The 25,052-nt window shown below is 70.0% G+C and carries 23 protein-coding genes; 14 read left to right on the top strand and 9 right to left on the bottom strand.

Going from position 1 to position 25,052, the window contains the following annotated elements; genetic code table 11:
* Positions 1–58: 58 nt before the first annotated feature.
* Complete coding sequence (locus ABD211_RS12465; protein WP_344129714.1) at positions 59–832, top strand: energy-coupling factor ABC transporter ATP-binding protein; 774 nt, start codon at positions 59–61, stop codon at positions 830–832.
* Positions 833–868: 36 nt separating this feature from the next.
* Positions 869–1,474, top strand: a complete 606-nt coding sequence (locus ABD211_RS12460) for a hypothetical protein (RefSeq protein ID WP_344129712.1) — start codon at positions 869–871, stop codon at positions 1,472–1,474.
* Between the two features lie 44 nt (positions 1,475–1,518).
* On the opposite strand, the gene ABD211_RS12455 is transcribed toward ABD211_RS12460, so the two are convergent.
* A complete protein-coding gene (locus ABD211_RS12455) occupies positions 1,519–2,178 on the bottom strand; it encodes a chymotrypsin family serine protease (protein ID WP_344129710.1) in 660 nt (219 codons plus the stop codon).
* 368 nt (positions 2,179–2,546) lie between these two features.
* Here ABD211_RS12455 and ABD211_RS12450 point away from each other — a divergent pair, with 368 nt between their 5' ends.
* The 4 genes from ABD211_RS12450 to ABD211_RS12435 all read left to right on the top strand — a co-directional run bounded on the left by ABD211_RS12450 (position 2,547) and on the right by ABD211_RS12435 (position 9,784).
* Complete coding sequence (locus tag ABD211_RS12450; RefSeq protein WP_344129707.1) at positions 2,547–5,042, top strand: glycoside hydrolase family 48 protein; 2,496 nt, start codon at positions 2,547–2,549, stop codon at positions 5,040–5,042.
* A gap of 418 nt (positions 5,043–5,460) precedes the next feature.
* Positions 5,461–6,090 carry a TetR/AcrR family transcriptional regulator gene (locus tag ABD211_RS12445; protein WP_344129704.1) on the top strand — a complete coding sequence of 210 codons (630 nt, stop codon included), beginning with the start codon at positions 5,461–5,463 and terminating at the stop codon, positions 6,088–6,090.
* Positions 6,084–7,820: an ABC transporter ATP-binding protein gene (locus ABD211_RS12440; RefSeq protein ID WP_344129701.1), complete on the top strand. Its 1,737-nt coding sequence runs from the start codon at positions 6,084–6,086 to the stop codon at positions 7,818–7,820. The genes ABD211_RS12445 and ABD211_RS12440 overlap by 7 nt, the downstream gene beginning before the upstream one ends.
* Complete coding sequence (locus tag ABD211_RS12435; RefSeq protein ID WP_425560398.1) at positions 7,817–9,784, top strand: ABC transporter ATP-binding protein; 1,968 nt, start codon at positions 7,817–7,819, stop codon at positions 9,782–9,784. Before ABD211_RS12440 ends, ABD211_RS12435 begins: the two co-directional genes overlap by 4 nt.
* A gap of 64 nt (positions 9,785–9,848) precedes the next feature.
* Here the strand turns inward: ABD211_RS12435 and ABD211_RS12430 are convergent, their stop codons facing one another.
* Both ABD211_RS12430 and ABD211_RS12425 read right to left on the bottom strand, forming a co-directional pair.
* Positions 9,849–11,444, bottom strand: a complete 1,596-nt coding sequence (locus tag ABD211_RS12430) for a glycoside hydrolase family 53 protein (RefSeq protein WP_344129698.1) — start codon at positions 11,442–11,444, stop codon at positions 9,849–9,851.
* 166 nt (positions 11,445–11,610) lie between these two features.
* A complete protein-coding gene (locus ABD211_RS12425) occupies positions 11,611–11,766 on the bottom strand; it encodes a hypothetical protein (RefSeq protein ID WP_344129695.1) in 156 nt (51 codons plus the stop codon).
* 116 nt (positions 11,767–11,882) lie between these two features.
* On the opposite strand from ABD211_RS12425, the gene ABD211_RS12420 reads away from it, so the two are divergent.
* Both ABD211_RS12420 and ABD211_RS12415 read left to right on the top strand, forming a co-directional pair.
* The gene (locus ABD211_RS12420) at positions 11,883–13,103 is read left to right on the top strand and encodes an extracellular solute-binding protein (protein WP_344129692.1); all 1,221 of its coding nucleotides are present in this window, start codon (positions 11,883–11,885) and stop codon (positions 13,101–13,103) included.
* 20 nt (positions 13,104–13,123) lie between these two features.
* On the top strand, positions 13,124–13,498 hold the full coding sequence (locus ABD211_RS12415; RefSeq protein WP_344129690.1) for a hypothetical protein: 375 nt from the start codon (positions 13,124–13,126) through the stop codon (positions 13,496–13,498).
* Positions 13,499–13,538: 40 nt separating this feature from the next.
* On the opposite strand, the gene hrpA is transcribed toward ABD211_RS12415, so the two are convergent.
* Positions 13,539–17,417, bottom strand: a complete 3,879-nt coding sequence (gene hrpA / locus ABD211_RS12410) for an ATP-dependent RNA helicase HrpA (RefSeq protein ID WP_344129687.1) — start codon at positions 17,415–17,417, stop codon at positions 13,539–13,541.
* A 173-nt stretch (positions 17,418–17,590) separates the two neighbouring features.
* Here hrpA and ABD211_RS12405 point away from each other — a divergent pair, with 173 nt between their 5' ends.
* Together ABD211_RS12405 and ABD211_RS12400 are read left to right on the top strand one after the other, a co-directional pair.
* Positions 17,591–18,061: an XdhC family protein gene (locus ABD211_RS12405; RefSeq protein WP_344129685.1), complete on the top strand. Its 471-nt coding sequence runs from the start codon at positions 17,591–17,593 to the stop codon at positions 18,059–18,061.
* Positions 18,062–18,098: 37 nt separating this feature from the next.
* Positions 18,099–19,466, top strand: a complete 1,368-nt coding sequence (locus ABD211_RS12400) for a hypothetical protein (protein WP_344129682.1) — start codon at positions 18,099–18,101, stop codon at positions 19,464–19,466.
* On the opposite strand, the gene ABD211_RS12395 is transcribed toward ABD211_RS12400, so the two are convergent.
* On the bottom strand, positions 19,402–19,866 hold the full coding sequence (locus ABD211_RS12395) for a PIN domain-containing protein (RefSeq protein ID WP_344129680.1): 465 nt from the start codon (positions 19,864–19,866) through the stop codon (positions 19,402–19,404). The two genes, ABD211_RS12400 and ABD211_RS12395, sit on opposite strands and share 65 nt — an antisense overlap.
* Between ABD211_RS12395 and ABD211_RS12390 the strand changes: the two genes are divergently transcribed.
* On the top strand, positions 19,847–20,023 hold the full coding sequence (locus tag ABD211_RS12390) for a hypothetical protein (protein WP_344129677.1): 177 nt from the start codon (positions 19,847–19,849) through the stop codon (positions 20,021–20,023). The two genes, ABD211_RS12395 and ABD211_RS12390, sit on opposite strands and share 20 nt — an antisense overlap.
* 74 nt (positions 20,024–20,097) lie before the next feature.
* On the opposite strand, the gene ABD211_RS12385 is transcribed toward ABD211_RS12390, so the two are convergent.
* From ABD211_RS12385 to ABD211_RS12370, 4 genes are all read right to left on the bottom strand, one after another.
* Positions 20,098–20,970, bottom strand: a complete 873-nt coding sequence (locus tag ABD211_RS12385) for a hypothetical protein (RefSeq protein ID WP_344129674.1) — start codon at positions 20,968–20,970, stop codon at positions 20,098–20,100.
* A gap of 110 nt (positions 20,971–21,080) precedes the next feature.
* The gene (locus ABD211_RS12380) at positions 21,081–22,460 is read right to left on the bottom strand and encodes a glycine--tRNA ligase (RefSeq protein WP_344129671.1); all 1,380 of its coding nucleotides are present in this window, start codon (positions 22,458–22,460) and stop codon (positions 21,081–21,083) included.
* Between the two features lie 84 nt (positions 22,461–22,544).
* The gene (locus ABD211_RS12375; RefSeq protein WP_344129668.1) at positions 22,545–23,048 is read right to left on the bottom strand and encodes an Rv0361 family membrane protein; all 504 of its coding nucleotides are present in this window, start codon (positions 23,046–23,048) and stop codon (positions 22,545–22,547) included.
* Positions 23,045–23,395: an antibiotic biosynthesis monooxygenase family protein gene (locus ABD211_RS12370; RefSeq protein ID WP_344129664.1), complete on the bottom strand. Its 351-nt coding sequence runs from the start codon at positions 23,393–23,395 to the stop codon at positions 23,045–23,047. The genes ABD211_RS12375 and ABD211_RS12370 overlap by 4 nt, the downstream gene beginning before the upstream one ends.
* 85 nt (positions 23,396–23,480) lie before the next feature.
* On the opposite strand from ABD211_RS12370, the gene ABD211_RS12365 reads away from it, so the two are divergent.
* From ABD211_RS12365 to ABD211_RS12355, 3 genes are all read left to right on the top strand, one after another.
* Positions 23,481–23,726: a DUF6703 family protein gene (locus ABD211_RS12365; protein WP_344129661.1), complete on the top strand. Its 246-nt coding sequence runs from the start codon at positions 23,481–23,483 to the stop codon at positions 23,724–23,726.
* 70 nt (positions 23,727–23,796) lie between these two features.
* Positions 23,797–24,711 (top strand): metal ABC transporter substrate-binding protein, encoded by a 915-nt coding sequence (locus tag ABD211_RS12360; RefSeq protein WP_344129658.1) that lies wholly within the window; start codon positions 23,797–23,799, stop codon positions 24,709–24,711.
* Positions 24,708–25,052: ATP-binding cassette domain-containing protein (locus tag ABD211_RS12355; RefSeq protein ID WP_344129655.1), on the top strand; the 345-nt coding region annotated here is incomplete at its 3' end. The genes ABD211_RS12360 and ABD211_RS12355, both read left to right, overlap by 4 nt.

Genomic DNA, 25,052 nt, shown 5'->3' with positions numbered 1-25,052 from the left:
GCGAGGGAATCAGTCGGCTCAGTGGCAATGTCGACGCCGACCGAAGGGATGTGGCGGCATGACCGCGTCGCTGGAGATCACCTCTCTGCGGTACGCCTACCCCGACGGCAGTACGGCGCTGCGCGGCGTCGACCTGCGCGTGGCGCGCGGCGAGCGGGTGGCGCTGCTCGGCCCGAACGGCGCCGGCAAGACGACCCTGGTGCTGCACCTCAACGGGATCCTGCACGGGGGCGGCGGCACGGTGCGGGTCGGCGACCTGGCCGTCGAGCCCGGCGACCGGGCGCGCCTGACCGAGATCCGCCGCCGCGTCGGCATCGTCTTCCAGGACCCCGACGACCAGCTGTTCATGCCGACCGTGGCGGAGGACGTGGCGTTCGGTCCGGCGAATCTGGGCCTGCGCGGCGCCGAGCTGTCCTCGCGGGTCGACGAGGCGCTCGCGGCGGTGGGCATGGCCGAGTTCCGCGACCGTGCGCCGCATCACCTGTCGTTCGGGCAGCGGCGGCGGGTCGCGGTGGCGACCGTGCTCGCGATGCGCCCGGAGATCCTGGTGCTCGACGAGCCGTCATCCAACCTCGACCCCGCCAGCCGGCGCGAACTCTCCGAGATCCTGCGCGCCCTGCCCGTGACGCTGCTGATGGTCACCCACGACCTGCCGTACGCCCTGGAGCTCTGCCGCCGCTCGGTGATCCTCGACGCGGGCCGGATCGTCGCCGACGGCGGCACGGTCGACCTGCTCGCGGACGCCGACCTCATGGCACGTCACCGCCTGGAACTGCCGTACGGGTTCGACCCGGCGCTGGCCGCCACGCAGATCGCGGCCCGCACGCCCTGATGCCAGCGTGGTGCGCACATGAATCAACGACCATTGATGCGTTCGGGAACCGGGCCGGCGGTCGCCGCGTCACAACAACGACTGTCCGCCCACGGCACCGGAGGCACCATGCACATCCGTCGGTACGTCGGCCTCGCCGCGTTGACCCTGCTCGCGGCCGGCTGCGGGAACCCGGCCGCCAGGTCCGGGCCGCCCGCACCGGACGCGTCGGGCGCGTCGCCGGTCCCCTCGCTCGTCCTCGTGGACCCCGTGTGTGGGCAGCCCTTGCCGGACCGGCCCGGCGGCAGCCTGACGGTGACCGGCCGGTTCCCCGCCAGCGCGCCCGCCGACCAGGCGACCATCGCCGGAACCGTGGAGGTCACCGGCCGGGAAGCGGTCCGGGGCGTCTCGGGTCGCGGCGCTGAGGTGTTCGTCGTCCGCGACGGGCGCGTCGTGGCCGTGCCGGGCTGGCAGGACGCCGCGGGCGTCGTCTGGGACCTCGCGCCCGGGTCGTCGAAGAGCCTGCCCGCCGACGTCACGCCGGGCACCTGCCGACCGCTCACGCCCGGTACGTACGAGCTGTACGCCCGGGTCGTGGTGACCGCCGACGACGGCGCGCGGATCCAGGGCGTCGGCGGCCCGTGGCCCCTCGAACTGCGCTGACAAGGGCGGGCCGGGGGTGATCCCCGGCCCGCCCGTTCGACGCGTCAGTACGTCACGATGCTGACACCCAGCGACGAGCTCACCACGGTCCAGGGCTGCGCGTAGCCCGTACCGCCGCCGAAGGCGATGAAGTGGCCGCGGATCCACGCGCCGGACGCGTCCTTCGCGTAGAACGCGCCGCCGGAGTCACCGTTGGAGCCGACGCTCGTGCCGCCCGTGTAGACGATGACCGGCGACTTGCAGCCGGTCGCCGTGCAGACCTGGCCGGTGATGCTGCTGGCCGTGTGACCGCACACCTCGCCGGTGGTCCGGCCGCTGTGGCAGTAGTCGGTGTACCCCACGTACGCGGTGCCGGCCGCGACCACCGGGATGCTGGTCGAGCTCGTCACGCCGCCCGTGAAGACCCGCGCCGAGTACGACTGGCCGCCGATGAGCTCGACGTCGTGCGCGTGGCCGGTCACCGTGGGCAGGCGCCGGTTGGACACCGTGCCGTACGTGTACGCGCCGGCCTCGGTCGTCACCGTCGCACCCGCGGCGAAGCAGTGGCCCGCCGTCGTCATGAACCGGGTGCCGGCCGAGTTCTGCACCACGTACCCCGACGAGCAGAGGCCGCCGCCGGAGGCGATGCCGCCGCTGCCGTAGAACGGCGGCGAGTCGTTGCGGCGGTCGAACGCGTCACTGAGCGTGTTGTGCTTCACCTGCACCCCGGCGGCCTCCGCCGCCAGGGCCGCCGACCGCGTCAGCGACGCCCGTCCCTGGGGACACGCGGGTGGACGTACTCGCTTGAGGTTTGCTGTGTCTTGTCTGTGAGAAAGATCTCTGTCAATATTGATGTACTTGCGCAAGAGCCACTCGGATGCTAACCCCCCGCCGAGGGCGGCCGTGGGCGCGGAAAGTCACGGCACGGCGGTCGTGCGAAGCATCCTCGTCCGTGTTGTCCGGGCACGGGCGCGCTTTGTGCGGCGCCGCTGGCGGTGATGCCCGACAAGGCTTCACGGCGTCGCGGCCCAGGGCTCCACCTCCCTGGCGAACGCATCGCGAGAAGCGAGGTCCAATGAGGATCCACACAACCATGCGACGACGGATCGCGCTCAGCGCGGTCGGCGTTCTCGTCGCCGGCACCATCACCCTCATCGCCGACGCCGCCTACGCGGCACCGGGGTGCCGGGTCACGTACACGAAAGCGTGGGAGGGCGGTGGCGGGTTCGGCGCGAACATCACCATCACCAACATCGGCGATCCGTTCAGCAGCTGGACGCTGGCGTTCACCTTCCCTTCCTCGACCCAGCGGGTCACCAACGGCTGGTCGGCGAACTGGACCCAGTCGGGCCAGAACGTCACCGCCACGAGCATGAGCTGGAACGGCAACCTGGCGACGAACGCGTCGGCCAGCATCGGCTTCAACGGGACCGGCTCCGGCGCCAACCCGACGTCGTTCACGGTCAACGGCACGGCGTGCAACAACACCACCCCGACGAGCGCCGCGCCCACCACCCGGCCGCCGACCTCCTCAGTCGTCACCACGCGGCCGCCGACCAGTCGGCCGCCCACCACCCGGCCGCCGACCTCCGCGGTCCCGACGTCCTCCGTCCCGACGTCCTCCGTCCCGACCTCGGGGCCGGTCGTGACGACGGGCAGCTCGCCGTACACGGCGGAGTTCCTCGCGCAGTACGCCAAGATCAAGGACCCGGCCAACGGGTACTTCTCCCCCGAGGGCGTGCCCTACCACTCCATCGAGACGCTGATGGTGGAGGCGCCCGACCACGGTCACGAGACCACGTCCGAGGCGTACAGCTTCTGGCTGTGGCTGGAGGCCCAGTACGGCCGGGCGACCGGCAACTGGACCCCGTTCAACAACGCGTGGGTCAACATGGAGACCTACATCATCCCCACGTCGGCGGGCCAGCCCGGCGGTCAGTCCACGTACAACCCGTCCGACCCGGCCGACTACGCGCCGGAGCGGCCGCAGCCCAGCCAGTACCCGGTGTCCCTGAGCACCAGCGTCATCGCCGGGCAGGACCCGCTGAGCGCCGAGCTGGCCTCGACGTACGGCAACAAGCTCATCTACGGCATGCACTGGCTGCTCGACGTCGACGACGTCTACGGCTTCGGCACCGGCCGCGCGACGACCCCGGAGTGCGGCGACAACACCAAGCGGGTCACCTATATCAACACGTACCAGCGTGGTCCGCAGGAGTCGGTCTGGGAGACCGTCCCGCACCCGTCGTGTGAGACGCTGCGGTACGGCCAGAGCGGCTACGGCTACCCGCCGCTGTTCATCTCGGGTTCCGGGCAGACGGCGCAGTGGCGCTACACCAACGCTCCCGACGCGGACGCCCGCGCGGTGCAGGCCGCCTACTGGGCGCTGCAGTGGGCGACGGCCCAGGGCCGGCAGTCGCAGATCTCCTCGACCATCACCAAGGCCGCGAAGATGGGCGACTACCTGCGCTACGCCATGTACGACAAGTACTTCAAGAACCCCGGCTGCACGTCGCCGACCTGCGCCGCGGGCTCCGGCAAGAGCAGCTCGTCGTACATGCTGACCTGGTACTACGCGTGGGGCGGCGACAACGCCGGCTCGTGGGCGTGGCGGATCGGCTCCAGCCACTGGCACCAGGGTTACCAGAACCCGTTCGCCGCCTGGATCCTCTCCTCCGCCGGCCCGGCGGCGCTGCGCCCGCAGTCGCCGACCGCCGCGACCGACTGGAACACCAGCCTGACCCGGCAGCTCGACTCGTACCTGTGGCTGCAGTCCGCCGAGGGCGCCATCGCCGGCGGCGCGACGAACAGCTGGAACGGCGCGTACGAGGCGCCGCCGTCCGGGACGCCGACCTTCTACGGGTGGGCGTACGACTGGCAGCCGGTGTTCCACGACCCGCCCAGCAACCGTTGGTTCGGTTTCCAGGCGTGGTCGCTGGAGCGCGTCGCCGAGTACTACTGGGTGACCGGTGACGCCAAGGCCAAGACGATCCTCGACAAGTGGGTCGCCTGGGCGATCGGCCAGACCACCTGCTCGGCCACGTCGTACGCGTTCCCGTCCGACCTGAACTGGACGGGCCAGCCCGCCGCCAGCTTCAGCGGCGGCACGCCGGCGGCGAACACGAACCTGCACGTCACAGTGGCCAACACGACGCAGGACGTCGGCGTCGCGGCGGCGTACATCCGCACCCTGACCTGGTACGCGGCGAAGGCGAACAACACGTCCGCCAAGAACACCGCCAAGTGCCTGCTCGACGGCGTCCTGTCCAAGAAGGACGCGCAGGGCGTGTCGGTCGCGGAGACCCGCGAGGACTACAACCGGTTCGACGACGTGTGGAGCTCGTCGTCGCAGGCGGGCCTCTACGTGCCGTCGAGCTTCACGGGCACCATGCCCAACGGTGACCCGATCAGCTCCAGCAGCACGTTCCTCAGTATCCGTTCCTTCCTGCGCAGCGACCCGCAGTGGAGCAAGGTCCAGGCGTACCTCAACGGTGGCGCGGCACCGACCTTCACCTACCACCGGTTCTGGGCGCAGGCGGACATCGCCATGGCGGCGGCCGACTACGGGAACCTGTTCCCGTCCGGCTGACCGTCCCCGGTGACTCGTGGTAAGCGCGAGACCACGGGCCACCCGACCCGGGCGGGGCGGCACACGCCGCCCCGCCCGGCGCCGCCCCGCCGCCGTGACCCGCCCAGAACGGGTAGTCGGGCAGCGGCAGTCGGCGGAACCGCTTCTCCATCAGCGCGACGGCCTCGTCGTCCAATGGGCCCGCCGCGAACCGGCGGATGAAGTGCCAGGCGCCGACCCGCGTCATCGCCGGCGCTAGCCAACTCTTGATGGAGATCCAAGGTCGTGCCCTCCCGAAATAGACCTTGGTACGAAACACGCGGTTATCCGCGTGTCCCGTACCAAGATTAACTAGCGTCCCAATCTTGATCCGGTGCGCGACGGTTCGCCGTTGGCATAACCGAGTGCCTAATGAGTGATCACTCATTAGGCTGGCGGCGTGACTGAACAGCCCGTGCCGCTCACCCGCCGACGCAGCTCGCCGCTGCCGCCGGATGAGCGGCGCGCCGCTCTGGTGGCGGCCACCAGCCCGCTCATCCGGATGCACGGCCTCAACGTGCCCACCAGGCTCATCGCCGAGGCGGCCGGCGTGGCGGAGGGCACCATTTTCCGGGTATTCCCGGATAAGAACGCACTACTCCGGGCAGCCCTGGCGGAGATTTTCGACCCGGCGCCGACGATCCGTGCGCTGCGGGACATCCCGCCGAGCTGTTCGCTGCAGGTGCGGCTGGCGACAGCGGCGACCATCGTCGCGCACCGGATGGCGGCCAACGCGCCCGTCATCGCGGCCATGCGCAGCCCCGAGGCCCACGCGGTGCTGGCCGGGGATCCGTTCATGGGCGACCCGCGCGCCGCGCTGCACACCATCGTCGAGACCATCGCCGACATGATCCGGCCGGACGCGGACAAGCTCCGGCGCTCCCCCATCACCACGGCCCAGCTGCTCATCAGCATGGTGATCCTGACCTCGCGCGGCATGGTGGGCCCCGATCACCTCACCGGCGGGGAACTCGCCGACCTGCTGTTGAACGGACTCATCCAACGATCCACCGGAGACGACCAGTGCTGATCAGACTGCTGCGCAGATTCCTGCGCCCGTACACGGGGGCGATCAGTGCCGTCGTGGCGCTGCAGCTCGTGCAGACCCTCGCCACGCTCTACCTACCCACCCTGAACGCCGACATCATCGACAAGGGCGTCGTCACCGGCGACATCGGATACATCATCCGTCTCGGCGGGGCGATGCTCGCCGTCACGCTCCTTCAGGTGGTGTGCTCGATCGCGGCCGTCTACTACGGCGCCCAGGTCGCCACCGGCATCGGCCGCGACATCCGCGCCTCCGTGTTCGGCCGGGTCCAGACCTTCTCGGCCCGGGAGGTGGGCCGCTTCGGCGCCCCGTCCCTGATCACCCGGACCACGAACGACGTCCAGCAGGTGCAGATGCTCACGCTCATGACGCTGACGCTCATGGTGTCGGCGCCGATCATGTGCGTCGGCGGCATCATCCTCGCCCTCAAGCAGGACGTGCCGCTGTCCAGCCTGCTGCTCGTCATCGTCCCGGCGCTGGTCGGCGTCATCGGCATCGCCGTGGTGAAGATGCGGCCGCTGTTCCGGTCCATGCAGGTGCGCATCGACACCCTCAACCGCGTGCTGCGCGAGCAGATCACCGGCATCCGGGTCATCCGCGCGTTCGTCCGCGACGAGCACGAGCAGGCCCGGTTCGCCGGGGCCAACCGCGAGCTCACGGACGTCTCGCTGGGCGCCGGCCGGCTGATGGCGACGATGTTCCCCGCCGTCATGTTCGTGATCAACGTATCCAGCGTGGCCGTGATCTGGTTCGGTGGCCACCGGGTGGCCAGCGGCGGCATGGAGATCGGCGCGCTCACGGCGTTCCTGAGCTACCTCATGCAGATCCTCATGGCCGTGATGATGGCGACCTTCATGTTCGTCATGGTGCCGCGCGCCGAGGTCTGCGCCGAGCGCATCGAGGAGGTGCTCGCCACCGAGACCAGCGTGACGCCGCCCGCGATGCCCGTCACGCCGTCCACCTCGCGCGGCGACCTGGTCCTGCGCGACGTCTCGTTCCGTTACCCCGGCGCGGAGGAGCCGGTGGTCAAGGGCATCGACCTGGTGGCCCGGCCAGGCGAGGTAACAGCGATCATCGGGAGTACGGGCAGCGGCAAGACCACCGTCCTCAACCTCATCCCCCGGTTGTACGACGCGACAGAAGGTTCGGTCGACATCGACGGCGTCGACGTTCGTGACCTGGACCCGGCGCACCTGGCGACCATCATCGGCCTCGTCCCGCAGAAGCCCTACCTGTTCAGCGGCACCGTCGCGAGCAACCTGCGGTACGGCCGGCCGGACGCCACGGACGAGGAGCTGTGGCGCGCGCTGGAGGTCGCCCAGGCCCGCGACTTCGTGGAGAAGATGCCCGAGCAGCTCGACGCCCCGATCGCGCAGGGCGGCACGAACGTCTCGGGCGGCCAGCGCCAGCGCCTCGCGATCGCCCGCGCGGTGGTACGCCAGCCGAAGATCTACCTCTTCGACGACTCGTTCTCCGCGCTGGACTACGCCACCGACGCGGCGCTGCGGGCCGCGCTGGCCAGCGAGACGACGAACGCCACGGTCGTCATCGTGGCGCAGCGGGTCAGCACGATCCGCTCGGCCGACCGCATCGTCGTCCTCGACGAGGGTCAGGTCGTCGGCGTCGGCACGCACGGCGAACTGATGGCCGGCAACGAGACGTACCGGGAGATCGTCCTGTCCCAGCTCACCGAGCAGGAGGCCGCGGCATGAGCCAGGCAGGTAACCAGCCCGTGCGTCGCGGCCCCGGCGGGCCGTTCGGCGCCATGATGGGCGGCGGCGCGCCGCCCGCCAAGCCGCTCGACTTCAAGGGCTCGACCAAGCGGCTGCTGGGCATGCTGCGCCCCGAGCGCAACACGGTCATCGCCGCCCTGGTCATGGGCATCACGAGCGTGTTCCTGTCGGTGCTCGGGCCGCGCATCCTCGGGCACGCGACCGACCTGGTGTTCTCCGGCTTCGTCGGCGCCAAACTGCCGGCCGGCATCACCAAGGAGCAGGCCATCGAGGGCCTGCGCGCGCAGGGCGATAACCGGATGGCCGACCTGCTCAGCGGCATGGCGGTCACGCCCGGCCAGGGCATCGACTTCGACGCCGTCGGCAGGGTGCTGCTGTGGGTGCTCGTCATCTACGTCGCCGCTTCGCTGTTCGGTCTGCTGCAGGGGCGGCTCACCACGCTGGCCGTGCAGAAGACGATCTACCGGCTGCGCGAGCAGGTCGAGGAGAAGCTCGGCCGGCTGCCGCTGAGCTACTTCGACAAGCAGCCGCGCGGCGAGGTGCTCAGCCGGGCGACGAACGACACCGACAACGTCGCCCAGACGCTGCAGCAGACGCTGAGCATGCTCATCACGTCCGTACTGACGATCATCGGCGTACTCGGCATGATGTTCTGGATCTCACCGTTGCTGGCGGTCATCGCGCTCGTGGCGGTGCCGCTGTCGGTGGTGCTCACCGCGAAGATCGGTAAGCGCGCGCAGAAGCAGTTCATCGCCCAGTGGGCGACGACGGGCCGGCTCAACGCGCACATCGAGGAGAACTTCACCGGGCACTCGCTGGTGAAGGTGTTCGGCCGGCAGGCCGAGGCCGAGGAGATGTTCGCCAGACACAACGGCGAGCTGTACGGGTCGAGCTTCAAGGCGCAGTTCATCTCGGGCACGATCCAGCCGGCGATGATGTTCATCGGCAACCTGACCTATGTGATCATCGCGGTGCTCGGCGCGCTGCGGGTCGCGAACGGCGGCATGACGCTGGGCGAGGTGCAGGCGTTCATCCAGTACTCGCGCCAGTTCACCCAGCCGCTGACCCAGGTGGCGAGCATGGCCAACCTGGTGCAGTCCGGCATCGCGTCGGCGGAGCGGGTGTTCGAGCTGCTCGACGCGCCCGAGCAGGAGGCCGACCCGGTCGAGCCGGCGCGGCCGTCGCCGCTGCGCGGGCGGGTCGTGTTCGAGCACGTCGGGTTCAGCTACGACCCGCAGCGGCCGCTCATCGAGGACCTGTCGCTGGTGGCCGAGCCGGGTCAGACGATCGCGATCGTCGGCCCGACCGGCGCGGGCAAGACCACGCTGGTCAACCTGCTGATGCGGTTCTACGAGGTCGACCGGGGCCGGATCACCCTCGACGGGGTGGACATCAGGACGATGTCCCGGGAGGACCTGCGCTCCGCGATCGGCATGGTGCTGCAGGACACGTGGCTGTTCGGCGGTTCGATCGAGGACAACATCGCGTACGGCGCGGAGGGCGCGACCGTGTCGCACGAGCGGCTCGTGGAGGCGGCGCAGGCCACGCACGTCGACCGGTTCGTACGCACGCTGCCCGACGGCTACGCCACGGTCATCGACGAGGAGGGCGGCAACGTCTCGGCGGGCGAGAAGCAGCTCATCACGATCGCCCGGGCGTTCCTGGCCGAGCCGACGATCCTCATCCTGGACGAGGCGACCAGCTCGGTGGACACCCGCACCGAGGTGCTCATCCAGCGCGCGATGAGCACCCTGCGCACGGGCCGGACGAGCTTCGTCATCGCGCACCGGCTCTCCACCATCCGCAACGCGGACCTGATCCTCGTGATGGAGAACGGCGCGATCGTCGAGCAGGGCACCCACGACGAGCTGATCTCGGCCGACGGGGCGTACGCGCGCCTCTACGCCGCGCAGTTCGCCGAGCCGCTGGCCGAGGTCGACTGACCGCGACGGGGCGCGGCGACAAGCCCCAACAGTCGCCGCGCCCCGTCCTCCCTCCGCTGCCCGGTCAGTACTCCCCGAACACCTTCAGCGCCGGCAGGGCCTTACCGGAATAGTCGAACACCGCCTGGTTCTCCCAGGCGTTGCCGGAGGTCGGGTCGGCCGGGTCCCAGCCGCTGCCCGCGACGGCCGTCCAGGCCGGCTCCCAGTAGAAGACGCCCAGACCCCGGCCGCCGGGCACGGCCGCGACCACGTTGAACATGTCCCGCAGCGCCCGGGCCTGGCCCTCGGGCGTGGCCGGGTAGCCGGACGTGGCCTGCAGCGACGGGTTGAAGATGTTCTCCAGCGCGTCGTCCTGCTCCTGCGTGAACCCGTACGCCGTCTCGACCACCATGATGTCCTTGTCGTACCGCTTGACCAGGTCGAGCAGGTTGGCCTGCAGGTAGCCGAGCGGCCCGTGCCAGTACGTGTAGTGCGACACCGCGATGACGTCGAACGGCACGCCCCGGCTGACGGCGTTGTCGAACCACCAGACGTGGCCGCCGTTGTTGCCGCCCTCGGCGAGGTGCAGCGCGACCTTCGTGTGCGGCGAAGCGGCGGTGACCGCCGTGCTGCCGGCGGTGAGCAGGGCGGCCATGCCGTCCCAGTTGTCCCACCGGCCGTCCGGCCAGAGCAGACCGCCGTTGATCTCATTGCCGATCTGGGCCATGTCGGCCGGAGTGTGCTGCCTGCGCAGCGCGGCCAGCACGTCGTACGTGTAGTCGTAGACGGCCTGCTTGAGCTCGTCGAACGGCAGCGACGCCCAGGCGGCCGGCTTGTTCTGCTTGCCGGGGTCGGCCCACGAGTCGGAGTAGTGGAAGTCGACGAGCAGCTTCATGCCGCGCGCCTTGGCCCGCTTGGCCATGGCGAGCACCTGCGTTCTGTTGCTGTACCCGTCGGCGGGGTTCACCCAGAGCTTGAGCCGGGCGTAGTTGACCCCGTTGTCCGCGAGGATCTTCAGGGCGTCGCCCTTGCGCCCCTTCGCGTCGAGGTACACCGCGCCGTGGTCCTCGTTCTTCTTCAGTGAGGACACGTCGGCGCCGGAGATGTCGACCCTGCCGGCGTCGCCGGGGGTCAGGCTGACCGCGTCGACGTTGAGCCAACTGCCGGCCACGCCGTCGGAGTGCACGCCGATGGTGCACGCGCCGCCCCTGACGGGGGTGGACAGCACGATCTGCACCCACCACTCGGGCCCGGTGCGCGGCAACGTGATGGTGCGCTGCGGGCCGCCGCAGTCGCGCAGGAACAGGTACGCGGCGGTCTGGTCGCCGCTGGTGCGCACCGACGCGCGCAGCGTGTAGGGGCCCCTGCCCAGGCCGGTCACCCGCTGCAGGGTCTCCACCTGGTACGCCGACGCCGACCAGTGGGTGAGCCGGAAAGACCCGCCGGCGCCGCCCGCCTCGGTGTAACTGGCCCCGGCCTGCCCGACCTCGGACCAGCCGGTGGGCGCGGCGACGCCGGTCGCGTCGTCCTCGAAGTCGGGGTTGACCACGGCGGCCGGGGTAGGCGCCGGCTTGCCGGAACCGGCGGACGCGACGCCGGGAACGATCGCCATGGCGACCGCGAGCGCGCCGACGCCGGCCAGCCGCACAGGCCGCCGGCGAAACAGTTGCCTGCTGAGCATAGTGCCTCTCTCGGGGGACGGAAGGTCACAAAATTGGGAGCGCTCACAGCGGCTTAACCATGTATTCATCTGCGAATGAGTCGTACTGATCTGTGAGCGCTCACAACACCACCGATGGCGTGCGCTGTCAATACATCAATCCACAACGGACGCTGGTCGGGCGGTCTCAGGCCGGGTCGACGGCGACGTTGTCCGGGTGCGCCCGGTCCACCCGCACCGGAAGGACCATGCCGGGCTGGCTGGAGTCCCACGCGTCGCGGCCGCGGAGTATGTGCCGGATCGCCACGGCGACGAAGGTCAGAACCCGCAGTGTGGTCCGCATGGCTGACAGGCTAGGGCAGCGGGAAAAGACCGGCGCGGACATCGAAATGTGTCACACCGGCGTCATACACTTTTCGCCGACGTCACCGGACCGCTGTCGCGAAGGGAGACGGTGCGTTGTCGGAGAAGTACTCCCGCCGGGATTTCCTCACCGGTGTGCTGATCAGTGGCACTCTCAGCACCGCGGCGCTCAGCCTCTTCCCGGGCAGCCGCAGCCCTGTCCACGTCGAGCTGCGGCTCCTCAGCGGCGTCGACCCCACGGGGGCCCGCCAGCTCCTGGTCGACATGTGGAACCGCGCCAACCCGAACACCACCGTGCACCTGATCGGCTCCGAGGGTGCCACCGGCGACCAGCGCAAGCAGATGGAGACCGACGCCCGCAAGGGCGTCGTCGACATCGTCAACCTCGACACCATTCACATCAGGGCGTTCGTCGACCAGAACCTCATCGTGCCGGTCGAGGTCGACGACACCGAGGTGTTCCTCGCCCCCACCATCCGTGCCAACCGCGTCGACGGTGCTGCCGACCGGCTGTGGGCGGTGCCGTTCAACACCGACGTCGGCATGCTCTTCGAACGGACACCGGCCGGCGCGCGCCCCGGCACGCCCAAGCTCGCCCAGGTCATCGACCGGCTGCCCGCGGGCGGGCTGCAGTTCGTCGGGCAGCTCGCGCCGAGCTCATCGGCCTCGCACGAGGCGTTCGTCATCAACATCCTCGAACACGCCCTGTCCCGCGACCCCAAAATCATCGACGCGGACGGCACCCCCGTCTACGACCTCGCCACGTGGCAGCAGGCAGTGGAACCGCTGCACCGGGCGCTGCGCGACGGGCGCGTCGCCGCGACCAGCTCCGAGGACGAGACGCTGGCCCGGTTCACCACCGACCCCCGACCCCGCTACATGCGCAACTGGCCCGTCGCCTACCGCAACCTGCAGAAGAACCTCGACGAGGACGCCCGCGCCGGGCGCATCGAAGTGTCCAAGCTGCCTATCGGCGTCCTCGGCGGGCAGAGCCTGGCTGTTGTCGCCGGCTCCCCCCACCACGGGCGCGCCACCGAGGTCATCCACTTCCTCACCGGCGAGCAGGCACAGAAGGTGATCGCCGCCCACGGCCTGGCGCCCACCCGACTGTCCGCGTACAACGACTCGAACCTGCGGGCGTTCGTGCCGCACCTTACGGCCGTCCGGGGCGCGGTCGAGGAGGCCCGGCCACGGCCGGCGCACCGCAACTACGCCGCCTTCGCTCAGGCGGTCAGCGACCACCTCCGGCGCCTGCTGTCCGACGACACCCCGCTGCCGTCCAGGTTCATCGACGAGATGCGCGACGCGCTGGCGTAGCCGACCCCGAGGAGCAGCCCGTGAAGGTGGAGATCTGGCAGGTCCCGATCCTCGTGATGGCCGCTGTCGTCGCCCTGGAGTTCATCGGCGGCACGGTCCTCGGCTGGCTGCGCCGCAACCGGCCCGCCGCCGCACCCGCGGCCCCGCGACCGGGCAGCTATCTGCGCATCGCCGTGCACGCGGTGCTGGCGCTCGCCGCGACCGCGCTGTTGGTGGCCATGTTCATGAACATGGGCACGTCGACCGGCGCGAAGGTGACCACGCTGGCCTCGATGGTGATCGACCTGGTGGCGGTGCGGCTGACCTATCAGTCCATTCAGCAGATGAAGGCCGACAACGAGGCCCGCCAGGCGCTGCGGTCGTCGCCCGGCGCGGGCGACGCTCCGGCTAGCTGACCAGTGGCGAGTCCTCAGCCGCGCCCGAGGTTGCGGATAATCAGTCGATCTGGTCGAGGGCCTTGAAGATGCGCTTCTCGGAGATCGGGTACGCCGTGCCGAGCGTCTGTGCGAAGTAGCTGACCCGCAGCTCCTCGATCATCCAGCGGATCGCGACGATGTCCGGCTCGGCGGCGCGGGCGGCGCTCACCTCGGCCAGCAGCGCGTCGTACTCCTCCTTGACCCGGGCCACGTCGTCGGCGAGCTGGTCGTCGCGGGCCGGGTTGGTCGGCAGCTTGTCCAGCCGCGCCACGATCGCGCGCAGGTAGCGGGGCAGGTCGGACAGGTGCGACCAGCCGACCTCGGTGACGAAGCCGGCGTGCACGAGCTTGTCGAGCTGGTCGCGGATGTCGGCCTTCGCGCCGGCGTAGACAGCCGGGGCGAACGTGGGCGTCTCCAGGCGCGTGCGGACCTCGTGAGCGGCCGTGAGCACCTTCTCCACCGCGCTCACGACGCCCAGCGTCACGTCGACCAGGTCGGCGCGGACCGCGTCGCGCAGGGCGGCGAAGCCGGCCTCGTCCCAGGCGGGGCCGCCCGCGTCGGTCATGAGCTTGTCCACCGAGGCGGCCACGCAGTCGTCCAGCAGGGCGGGGACGCCGCCGTGCGGGTTGCGCATCAGCGCCAGCTTCACCGCGGCGGACAGCTGCTTGCCGAGGAACGGCACCGGGGACGGGATCGTCAGCAGGAGCAACCGGCGCGTGCCACGCCACATGGCGTACTTCTGCTCCTCGGCGCTGGCGAAGACGCGGACGGCGACCGACGCGTTCTGGTCGACGAGCGCGGGGTAGCCGGTGACCCGGAAGCCGCCGCGGGAGCGCTCGACCGACCGTTGCAGGGTCCCGCCCGGCCAGGTCTTGAGGCCGGTGCGCTCGATGTCGTCGGCGGCCGCCGCGATCGTGGCGCGGACCTTGGGGCGCAGCTGGGCGCGCAGGGCGTCGAGGTCCTTGCCCTCGGCGACCGGCCTGCCCTGGTCGTCCTCGACGCGGAACGTCATCCGCAGGTGGTCAGGGAGCTTGTCGAGCTGCCAGGCCGCCGGGTCGATCACGACGGCGGTCATCCGGCGCAGCTCGCGCTCCAGCGCCGGCAGCAGACCGCCCGACGGCGCGCCCAGTCGCTCCAGCACCGCCTTCGCCGTGTCCGGCACCGGAACGAAGTTGACCCGGAGCTGTTTGGGCAGGCCCCGCAGCAGCGCGGTGATCAGCTCTTCGCGCAGGCCGGGGATCTGCCAGTCGAAGCCCTCCGCGCTGAGCCCCTGCAGGGCCGGCAGCGGAATGTGGACGGTGACGCCGTCGGCGGCCGCGCCGGGCTCGAACTGGTACGTCAGGGACAGCGACACGTTGCCCGCCACCCAGCGGTCGGGGTAGTCGGCCGCGGCGATCCGGGCGGCGACCTCGTTGACCAGCATCGATTTCTCGAAGTTGAGCAGGTCCGGGTCGTCGCGGCGGGCCTTGCGCCACCAGCTGTCGAAGTGCCGCCCCGACACGATGTCGTCGGGCAGCCGCTGGTCGTAGAAGGCGAACAACGTCTCGTCGTCGACGAGGATGTCCCGGCGCCGGGTGCGGTTCTCCAGCTCCTCGACCTCGTCCAGCAGCGCGCGGTTGGCCTCGAAGAAATGATGGTGGGTACGCCAGTCGCCCTCGACCAGGGCGTGCCGGATGAACAGCTCGCGGGACAGGACGGGGTCGACCCGGCCGAAGTTGATCGCGCGCCGGGCCACGATCGGCAGCCCGTACAGGGTGACCTTCTCGTAGGCGATGACGGCGGCCTGCTTCATCTCCCAGTGCGGCTCGGAGTAGCTGCGCTTGACCAGGTGCCTGGCGAGCGGCTCGACCCACTCGGGGTCGATGCGGGCGTTCACCCGCGCCCACAGTTTGCTCGTCTCGACCAGCTCGGCGGACATGAGCCAGCGCGGGCTCTTCTTGAAGAGCACCGAGCCGGGGAAGATCGCGAACCGGCCGCCGCGCGCGCCCAGGTAGTCGCGCTTGTCGGGGTCGTAGAGGCCGATGTGGGACAGGAGGCCGGCGAGCAGCGCGGTATGCACCTTCGCGGCCTCGGCCGGCTCGCGGTTGAGGGAGAACTTGAGGCTCTTCGCGACCTGGCGCACCTGGGAGACCAGGTCCTGCCACTCCCGTACCCGCAGGTAGTTGAGGTATTCGTTCTTACACAGGCGACGGAACTGGTTGCTGGACAGCTCCTTGCGCTTCTCGACGAGGTAGCGCCACAGGTTGAGCAGGGCTATGAAGTCGGACTCGGGGTCGGCGAAACGGGCGTGCGACTGGGTCGCCTGCGCCTGCTTGTCGACGGGGCGCTCGCGGGGGTCCTGAATGGACAGTGCGGCCGCGATCACGATGACCTCGTCGAGACAGCCGTTGCGGTCGGCCTCCAGCACCATGCGGGCCAGCCGCGGGTCGATGGGCAGCGCGGCGAGCTGGCGGCCGGTCCTCGTCAGCCGCTTGTCCTCCAGGGCGCCCAGCTCCTGCAGCAGCGCCATGCCGTCGGCGATGTTGCGCTTCTCCGGAGGGTCGAGGAACGGGAACTCGGCCACCTCGCCCAGCTCCAGCGCGGTCATCTGCAGGATGACGGACGCGAGGTTCGTGCGCAGGATCTCCGGGTCGGTGTACTCGGGCCGGTTGACGAAGTCCTGCTCGTCGTAGAGGCGGATGCAGATGCCGTCCGAGGTGCGGCCGCAGCGGCCCTTGCGCTGGTTGGCCGACGCCTGCGAGACCGGCTCGATCGGCAGCCGCTGCACCTTGAGCCGGTGGCTGTAGCGGGAGATGCGGGCGGTGCCCGGGTCGATGACGTACTTGATGCCGGGGACCGTCAGGGACGTCTCGGCGACGTTCGTCGCGAGGACGATGCGCCGGCCCGTGTGTGGCTGGAACACCCGGTGCTGCTCGGCCGTGGACAGGCGGGCGTAGAGCGGCAGGACCTCGGTGAAGCGGAGGTCCGCTTTACTGAGCGCGTCGGCCGTGTCGCGGATCTCCCGCTCGCCGCTGAGGAAGACCAGGATGTCGCCGGGACCCTCGCGCTCCAGCTCGCGCACCGCGTCGAGGATCGCCTCGGTCTGGTCCCGCAGGACGTCCTCATCCTCGTCGCTCGTCTCGATCAGCGGCCGGTAGCGGACCTCGACCGGGTAGGTGCGGCCGGACACCTCGATGATCGGTGCGTCGCCGAAGTGCCGGGAGAACCGCTCGGGGTCGATCGTCGCCGACGTGATGATGAGCTTCAGATCGGGCCGTTTAGGCAGAATCTGCTTGAGTACGCCCAGAATAAAGTCGATGTTGAGCGACCGCTCGTGCGCCTCGTCGATGATGAGCGTGTCGTACTGGCGCAGCAGGCGGTCGTGCGCCAGCTCGGCCAGCAGGATGCCGTCGGTCATCAGCTTGACCATGGTGTCGCCGCCGACCTGGTCGGTGAAGCGCACCTTGTAGCCGACCAGCTCGCCGAGCTGGGTGCCCAGCTCCTCCGCGATGCGGTCGGCGACGGTCCGCGCCGCGAGCCGTCTCGGCTGGGTGTGACCGATCATGCCGCGTACGCCGCGACCGGCCGCGAGGCACAGCTTGGGCAGCTGGGTGGTCTTGCCGGAGCCCGTCTCGCCGGCCACGATCACGACCTGGTGCTTATGGATGGCCTCCAGGAGGTCGTCGCGGCGCTGGCTGACCGGGAGTTCCTCGGGGTACGTGATCGCGGGGATCTTGGCTTTCTTCTCCGCGAGGCTCAGCTCCGCGAGCTCGATCTCGGCTTCGATCTCGGCGAACGCCCTGGTGGCGGCGTCGGGATTGCGGATCTTTCGGGCACCGTCGAGCCGACGGCGCAGCCGACCCTCGTCCCGGAGGGTCAGCTCGGCGAGGCGGGAGCGCAGCTGATCAGGTGTAGCCATGGCCTGGCAAGAATAGGCATACCGGGCGCCGAGGCGCCTTCGGGTTTCGGCATTGCCACATCCTGCGTCATGATCACCAAGCGGTGCGTAACTTGTGGCAGAGTTCTCCCGTGGCAGATGAACAGCGCGTTGACCCCTCCTGCGCCATGACGCGCGGTGAGAACCCGCCACACGTGGGACCCCGCACGCTTGTCGCCGTCTTCGACACCCCCGTCGCGACGTACCTGCAGCATTTCGCCCGGGACGTCGGCTTCCGCACCGTCCTGCTCGACCCGGACTCGGATCGCCTGTCCTGGGCCGAATGGCGCTACGCCGACCACGTCACGACCCTGCCGAGCGAGGACTTCGTCGACCGGACCACGGACGTGGTGATGACCGACCACGAACGCCCCGAGCTGGGCAAGGTGCTGGAACAGACGCTCCGCCTGCCGGCCCGCTGGATCGGGGTCGTCGGCAGCCCCCGGCACCCGGCGCCGTACGTGGCCGAGCTGCGCCAGATGGGCGTCCCCGACGGGGTCATCTCCCGCATCCACCGGCCGGCCGGGCTGAACATCGGCTCCGCGTCGCCGCCGGAGATCGCCGTCTCGATCCTCGCGGGCCTTATCGCCGATCGGAACCGGAGACCGGGCGGCTTCCTGTTCTGAGGTTGTGTCCCCTCGGCCGCGTGGTAGAACCACGGCCATGACCGTGATCGCCGCCCCGTCCAACGAACAGCGCTGGTGGCGTTTGTCCATCGTCACCGGCGCCGTCGTGGCCGCCGCCGTGGTGGCCGCGGCCATCTGGGCGCCGGAGAGCTGGTCGTGGCTGCCCGACCCCATGACGCCGGCCTTCGTCGGCGGCGCGGTCACCTTCAGCCTGATCGTCTACGGCATCCGCCGAGGGCAGCCATTGGTCGCCACCCCTCGGGGCCTGGCCGTTCGATCCGCCGTACCGGCCGCCACGGCCGTGACGTTCCTGATGGTCCTGGCCGGTGCTCTGGCGGGCAGGGCAGCCAACCGATGGATGAGACTGTCGGAGCAGGCGGAGTTCATGGATCAGCCCATCGCCATCGCCGTGACCCTTACCGCCCTGGCGCTCACGGTCGTCCTCGTGCCCGCAGTTCCAGCGGCCTGGCATGGGTACGCCGTGGAACTGACGCCCGAGGGCCTCGATGTCCGGGCGGCGTTCCACCGGCGACGGATTCCGTGGAAGGCGCTGGCGCCAGACACCCCGACCCGGCAGCTGTGGCCGGGGGGACGGGTCGAGCTGACCGTGGCCCGACCCGACCTGGTGACGCAACACGGCCCCAACCTGGGGTACGGCACGCGGGAGCGGCCGGCGCTGCGCCTCGACGCGAACACCCACCTCGTCGTCGTGGACGCCATCCGCTGGTACGTCGAGCAGCCAATCGAGCGCGAAGCGATCGCCACGCCCGAGGGCCGCGAACGCCTGACCGTGCACCTTGTGGAGGCCCGGCGAGTGCCCGTGGTGCCGGTCGCGGCGTCGAAGCCGTTGAGCGTGACGGGGCGGCTCCGGTTCCCCCGGATGACGACGTTGGTCATCTGCCTCACGCTGGTCGCCGGGGTGCTGGCATCGGTGGCCGACCTCGTGATCACCTACGTCTTCGAGAACGACCTGCTCGCCGCTGAGCGCGCCGCGCGCGAGGAGTTCGACCCGGTCGTGGAGGGCGAGGTGTTCTTCACGACGGACACGTTGGCCTTCGCCCGCGGCTGGGCCGGGTTCACCGTCTTCGCCTCGGTGATCATCTGCCTGGGCCTGGCCCTGCTCATCCGACCGGCGCTCCGCGGCTCAGCACCGGCCCGGGCGACGCTCGCCACCGTCCTCGGCGTGGTGGGCGTCGTGCTCCTCTGCCCCTGCGTCGGAATCCTGACCGTGCCCTCGTCATCAGAAGAGGGCACCTTCCTGGCCGACGTCTGGAGCCCGCTGCGCCTGCTGGCGAACGCTCTCATCGCCGGGCTCGCCATAGCCGCGGCCGTCCTAGTCCTCACCTCGTCCCGGACGCCCCGCGGGCCTGTGGAGTCCACAGGCCCTCGGGCAACCATGTCGTAGCGACCTGCTGGTCGTCGGGCAGCAGTCGGAATGCCGCATGCTCGGTGAGTGGCCGCATGGTGCGGAAGTCCCGACGATCCAGGGTCAGGATCTGGTTGGTGCGATAGCGAGCCGCGATGGCGACATTGACCGCGTCGGTCAGGTCCAGATCAAGGTCGTAGTACTGCTGGCGCACAGACAACGCGCTGCCCAGGAGCGCTCCGTCGACGTCGGCGACCACGGCACGGGTATCCGCCACCCGCGCCCGGATCCGCTCAGGCACCCTGTCGGCCGCCTTCACGTCTTCGGCCGTCACCGGACCACCGAGATCCAGCGGCTCATCGAAGAACGGGTCCGTCCACTGACGACTCGCCATGGCGGCAAGGTGGACACCCTCGCGAATGATCGCCGCCTCCGGCACACCGCCCATCGTCCGGCCAGCCGATCCGGCCGCTCTTGAAGCGCAGACCGGCCGCGCGGTATTCGGTGAACAACGACACATCATCCCAGGACGAGATATCGATGACTACGCCGCCGTCGGCCTCTATGCATTGCTGCTCGGCAGCACGACAAGGTGACATGACACCACCCTTCGCCACGATGCGCGGCGAAGCCAGCTGTCAGCTGGGATTGCACCTGTTCGGCGTACGGCTCAGGCGAACAGTTCGTCAGCCGTGGTCGCCGTGGCTGCCCGCCGGATCCAGGTGTCGAGCTGATCGAGATCCGTGCAGTCGGCGATACGGTCGCGCGCCGTTGCGGGGACATCAATTCCGCGGGCTTCGAGGACCGCCAGCACGGCGCGCGCCTCGCCCTTCGCCTCGCCCTTCGCCTCGCCCTGGGCGAAGTAGCGGCGGGCGAAATCGCTCTGGTAACGGTGGGGCGCGGTTGTCATGAGGACCTCCAGGTGGGCGCGGGCCGCCTTCGGCAGCGCCGCGAGCACGACATCAGCATACAGTCCGGCATGTTCTTGATCGACAACGTTGAGCGCGGCAAGGAAGGCCTCGAGCACCGGCGCCCGATCGCGCCTTCTCCTGCCATGGGCCATCGCTGACAGCACCGTCAGCTCGGGGCACCGCTGAGCCGTGGCCGGGTCCGCGACCACTGGGATGGCGTCGGGGCCAAGGACAAGGGTGGTCAGGGACAGACCAGGATCGCTGACGACGATCGGCTCCGCGCACCATCGGGCCGTCGCCAGGCTCGGACAGACGATGAGGATCTGGACCGGGCAGCCGAGTCGGGAGTGCAGGTTTGCGACGTAAGCGGGCCAACTACGGCGCTTCTTCTCCACCTTCTTTAGCTGCACTTCGACGATTACCGCGTGCACCGGCGCGTCGTCAACAACGAAGGTGACCACCGCGTCGGCCCGGTACTCCGTGGACATGACTGCCGTGAGGTCACTGGAGGACAGCAGTGCGGTGTCAAACGTTGGAACGGGAATGCCGAGCGGATCGGTCAGCACCTCCGCCGCCAGCGCTGGTCGTTCACGGAACAACTCAATGAGGGTCTCGTGCAGGGGGGAGGGCATGCCGACGACGTTAGGGACGCGGGGCGTTGTTGGGAGGGGCCAGCGGCGCGTTTCGTCGATGTAACACGATGGCCGCGATCCGGTCCGGTCGCGGCCATCGGTCGTCGGGGTCAGCAGCCGGGGAGGCGCTCCCAGAGGTAGGTCTCGATCTGGTCGAGGCTCACGCGCTCCTGCTTCATGGTGTCGCGGTCGCGGACCGTGACCGCGTTGTCCTCCAGGGTGTCGAAGTCGACCGTCACGCAGTACGGCGTGCCGATCTCGTCCTGGCGGCGGTAGCGGCGGCCGATGGCCTGGGCGTCGTCGAAGTCGACGATCCAGCGCTTGCGCAGGCGGGCGGCGAGGTCGCGGGCCTTCGGGGAGAGCTGCTCGTTGCGGGACAGCGGGAGGACGGCGACCTTGACCGGGGCGAGCCGCTTGTCGAACCGCATGACCGTGCGCTTCTCCACGCCGCCCTTGGTGTTGGGGGCCTCGTCCTCGTCGTACGCGTCCAGCAGGAAGGCGAGCACCGCGCGGGTCAGGCCGGCGGCGGGCTCGATGACGTACGGGACCCAGCGCTCCTGCTTGCCCTGGTCGAAGTACGACAGGTCGACGCCGGAGTGCTTGGAGTGGGTGCTCAGGTCGAAGTCGGTGCGGTTGGCAATGCCCTCGAGCTCGGAGAACTCGGTGCCGCCGAACTGGAACCGGTACTCGATGTCGACGGTGCGCTTCGAGTAGTGGGAGAGCTTCTCCTTGGGGTGCTCGAAGTAGCGCAGGTTGTCGGGGTTGAGGCCGAGGGCCACGTACCAGTTCCAGCGCTCCTGGAGCCAGTACTCGTGCCAGGTCTCGTCGCTGCCGGGCTCGACGAAGAACTCCATCTCCATCTGCTCGAACTCGCGCGTACGGAAGATGAAGTTGCCCGGGGTGATCTCGTTGCGGAAGCTCTTGCCGACCTGGGCGATGCCGAACGGCGGCTTCTTGCGCGCCGTGGTCTCGACGTTCTTGTAGTTGACGAAGATGCCCTGGGCGGTCTCGGGGCGCAGGTAGTGCAGGCCCTCGTCGGACTCGACCGGGCCGAGGAAGGTCTTCATGAGGCCGTTGAACATGCGCGGCTCACTGAAGGTGCCCTTGTTGCCGCAGTTCGGGCAGTTGATCTCGTCGAGGCCGGCCGGCGGGCGCTTGTGCTTGGCCTCGAAGGCCTCCTCCAGGTGGTCGGCCCGGAACCGCTTGTGGCAGGACGCGCACTCGGTCAGCGGGTCGACGAACGCGTCGAGGTGGCCGGAGGCGGCCCAGACGTCGGTGGCCAGGATGACGGCGGAGTCGAGGCCGACGATGTCGTCGCGCTCCTGCACCATCGAGCGCCACCACTGGCGGCGGACGTTGTCCTTGAGCTCGACGCCCAGCGGACCGTAGTCCCAGGCAGACCGCGACCCTCCGTAGATCTCGCTGGAGGGGTAGACGAAGCCCCGGCGCTTGGCGAGGCTGACGACACTGTCGATGCGGTCGGCTGGCATTGCTTCTTCTCCTCCTACGCCGACTGGCGGTCGGCGGGGACTGACAAAACGGTTCGGACACCCCGGTACGGGTCGCCCACCAGGCTAGCTGGTGACCCCGCAGACGAAGAACTCGGTCGTCTTGCTGCTCTGTTCCAGCTGGAAGCGGTAGCTGGTGTCCGTACCGTCAGCGTAGTGAACCGTGGCCGGCACCTCGAGCGTGCTCACGCTGGGCGCGCCCACCTCGAAGGCGACGATGTCCGGTTCGGCGGACTGCTCGGCCTCGAAGGCCTCCAGCGTCTGGGCGTCCCGCAGCTGGTCGCAGAGGAACTTGTACGCCGCCGGGTAGTCCCGCTTCTGCAGGGCGGTGAGGTAGCCGCTGACGGCCGCCTTCTCCTGCTGGACCACGACCCGGGTGCCCAGCACGGCGAAGCTCGTGACGCCGCCGATCGCGCCGACGCAGCACAGCACCAGCGTCGCCGCGATGAGGCCGATGGCGATCCATTGGCGCTTGCGCACACCGTCGGTGGGCGGGGCCACGAACGGGGGCTGCACGCCCGGACCCTGCGGCGGGCCCGGCACGGCCGGTCCCGGCGGCACGGTCGTCATGAACGCGATCGTAATGGGCTGTCCGCGCGGTCACTGTCCGCAACGGCGACCGGTCCCCCGGGCGCCGCGGTGGCGAGCGGCTCGAACGCCGAGGGCTCGTCGAGGGCCCGGGCCAGCAGCGGGGTCGCGTGCAGCTTCACCTCGTACGCGCCCAGGGCGCGCCGGTAGCTGCCGACCGAGTCCCAGACGGTGAGCAGGCACCACACGGTCGGGTCGTCGAACGCCCGGCCGAGCTCGCCGCGCACGTAGCCGGGGCGCTCGGCCAGTGCCCCGAGCGCCACCCGGGCCCGTTCGGCGAAGTCGTCCGCCTCGGCCTCCGCCACCGCGAAGCGCATCGCTACGAGCATCGGATCACCCTTCCGCGCCGCTACCCTGTGCCAGGTGAACGATTCAAGGTCAGTGAGCAACCGTAGTCGGTCGAACGACGATCGGGTGCCACGGGTGATCCTCGCGCTGCGGCGCCTCGGCCCCCTGCCGGCGTTCCTGGTGACGTTGGCGCTGGTCCTGGTCGGCCTGTTCGCGCCCGGCTGGCTCGGCGCGCTGGTGCTGCTCGCGATCGTGGCGGCGCTGGCCGCGCTACTGAGCCGGACCTGGCCGGTGACGCCCCCGCACCTGCGGGCGCTGCGGCTGCTGGTGCTCGCGGTGCTGCTGATCGTGATCATCGCAAAAGTCGACTGACCTGTACGTCTCACCACATGGTGTCATGCGTTTTTGACAATGAATGTCATTAGCGAGCACAGTTGACGCTATGAGAGCACCCGTTACCCCCGCCCTGGCGCTCGCGGCCCTGGCCGCGGTGGCGCTCAGCGCCGGGTGCGGCGCCGGCCAGGACGCGGGGCGGGCCACGGACGAGCCAGTCGGCGTGGTGGCCGCGTTCTATCCCCTGCAGTTCCTGGCCGAACGGATCGGCGGCGACGCGGTGCGGGTCACCAATCTGGTGAAGCCCGGCGCCGAGCCGCACGACCTGGAGCTGCGCCCGCGCCAGCTGGCCGACATCGTCGACGCGGATCTCGTCCTCTATCTCCACGGCTTCCAGCCGGCGGTCGACCACGCGGTCGACCAGGCCGCCCGGGGCACGGCCCTGGACGTGTCGACGGTCACCCCGACCGAGGCGGCGCCGGCCGCCGCCGAGGACCCCGACCACCCCGACCCGCACGTATGGCTGGACCCGGTGCGCTTCGCCGCCATCGCCGACACGGTCGGGGAACGGCTGGCCGAGATCGACCCGCAGCACGCGGCCCGGTTCCGCGAGGGGGTCGCCGACCTGCGCGCGGACCTCGCCGCGCTCGACAACGAGTACTCCGCACGACTGAAGAACTGCGCCCGACGGGAGATCATCACGAGCCACGCGGCATTCGGCTACCTGGCTCAGCGGTACGGGCTGACCCAGATCCCGGTGACCGGCCTCTCCCCCGAGGCCGAGCCGGGGCCGGCCCGGATGGCTGAGGTCGCGGACCTGGCCCGGGCCAAGGGCGCCACGACGATCTTCTTCGAGACGTTGGTCAGCCCCAAGGTCGCCGAAGCGCTGGCGAACGAGGTCGGCGCCACGGCCACCGTGCTCGACCCGATCGAGGGCCTCGCCCCCGACGCTGGCACGGACGACTATCTTTCCGTCATGCGGCACAATCTGGACACCCTCGTGACCGCCCTGGGCTGCACATGACGACAGAAGTGATCAAGATGCGCAACGCCGCCGTCGCGTACGGCGGCCGCCCCGTACTCACCGGGGTTGATCTTGATATCGGCGTCGGGGAGGTCGTCGCGGTGCTGGGCGCCAACGGCTCCGGCAAGTCGACGCTGATCCGGGCGATCCTGGGGCTCGCCCCGCTGGCCGCCGGCGAGGTGGAACTCTTCGGCACACCGCGACGCCGGTTCCGGCAGTGGTGGCGCGTCGGCTACGTGCCGCAGCGCCTCGGCGCCGGCAGCGGCGTGCCCGCCACGGTCCGCGAGGTCGTCAGCGCGGGCCGGCTGGCCCGGCGCGGCCTGCTGCGGCCCGCCCGCGCG

The organism is Luedemannella flava (assembly GCF_039528515.1).
Taxonomy (GTDB): Bacteria; Actinomycetota; Actinomycetes; order Mycobacteriales; family Micromonosporaceae; genus Luedemannella; species Luedemannella flava.
This window is presented reverse-complemented; position numbering and strand designations above follow the sequence as displayed.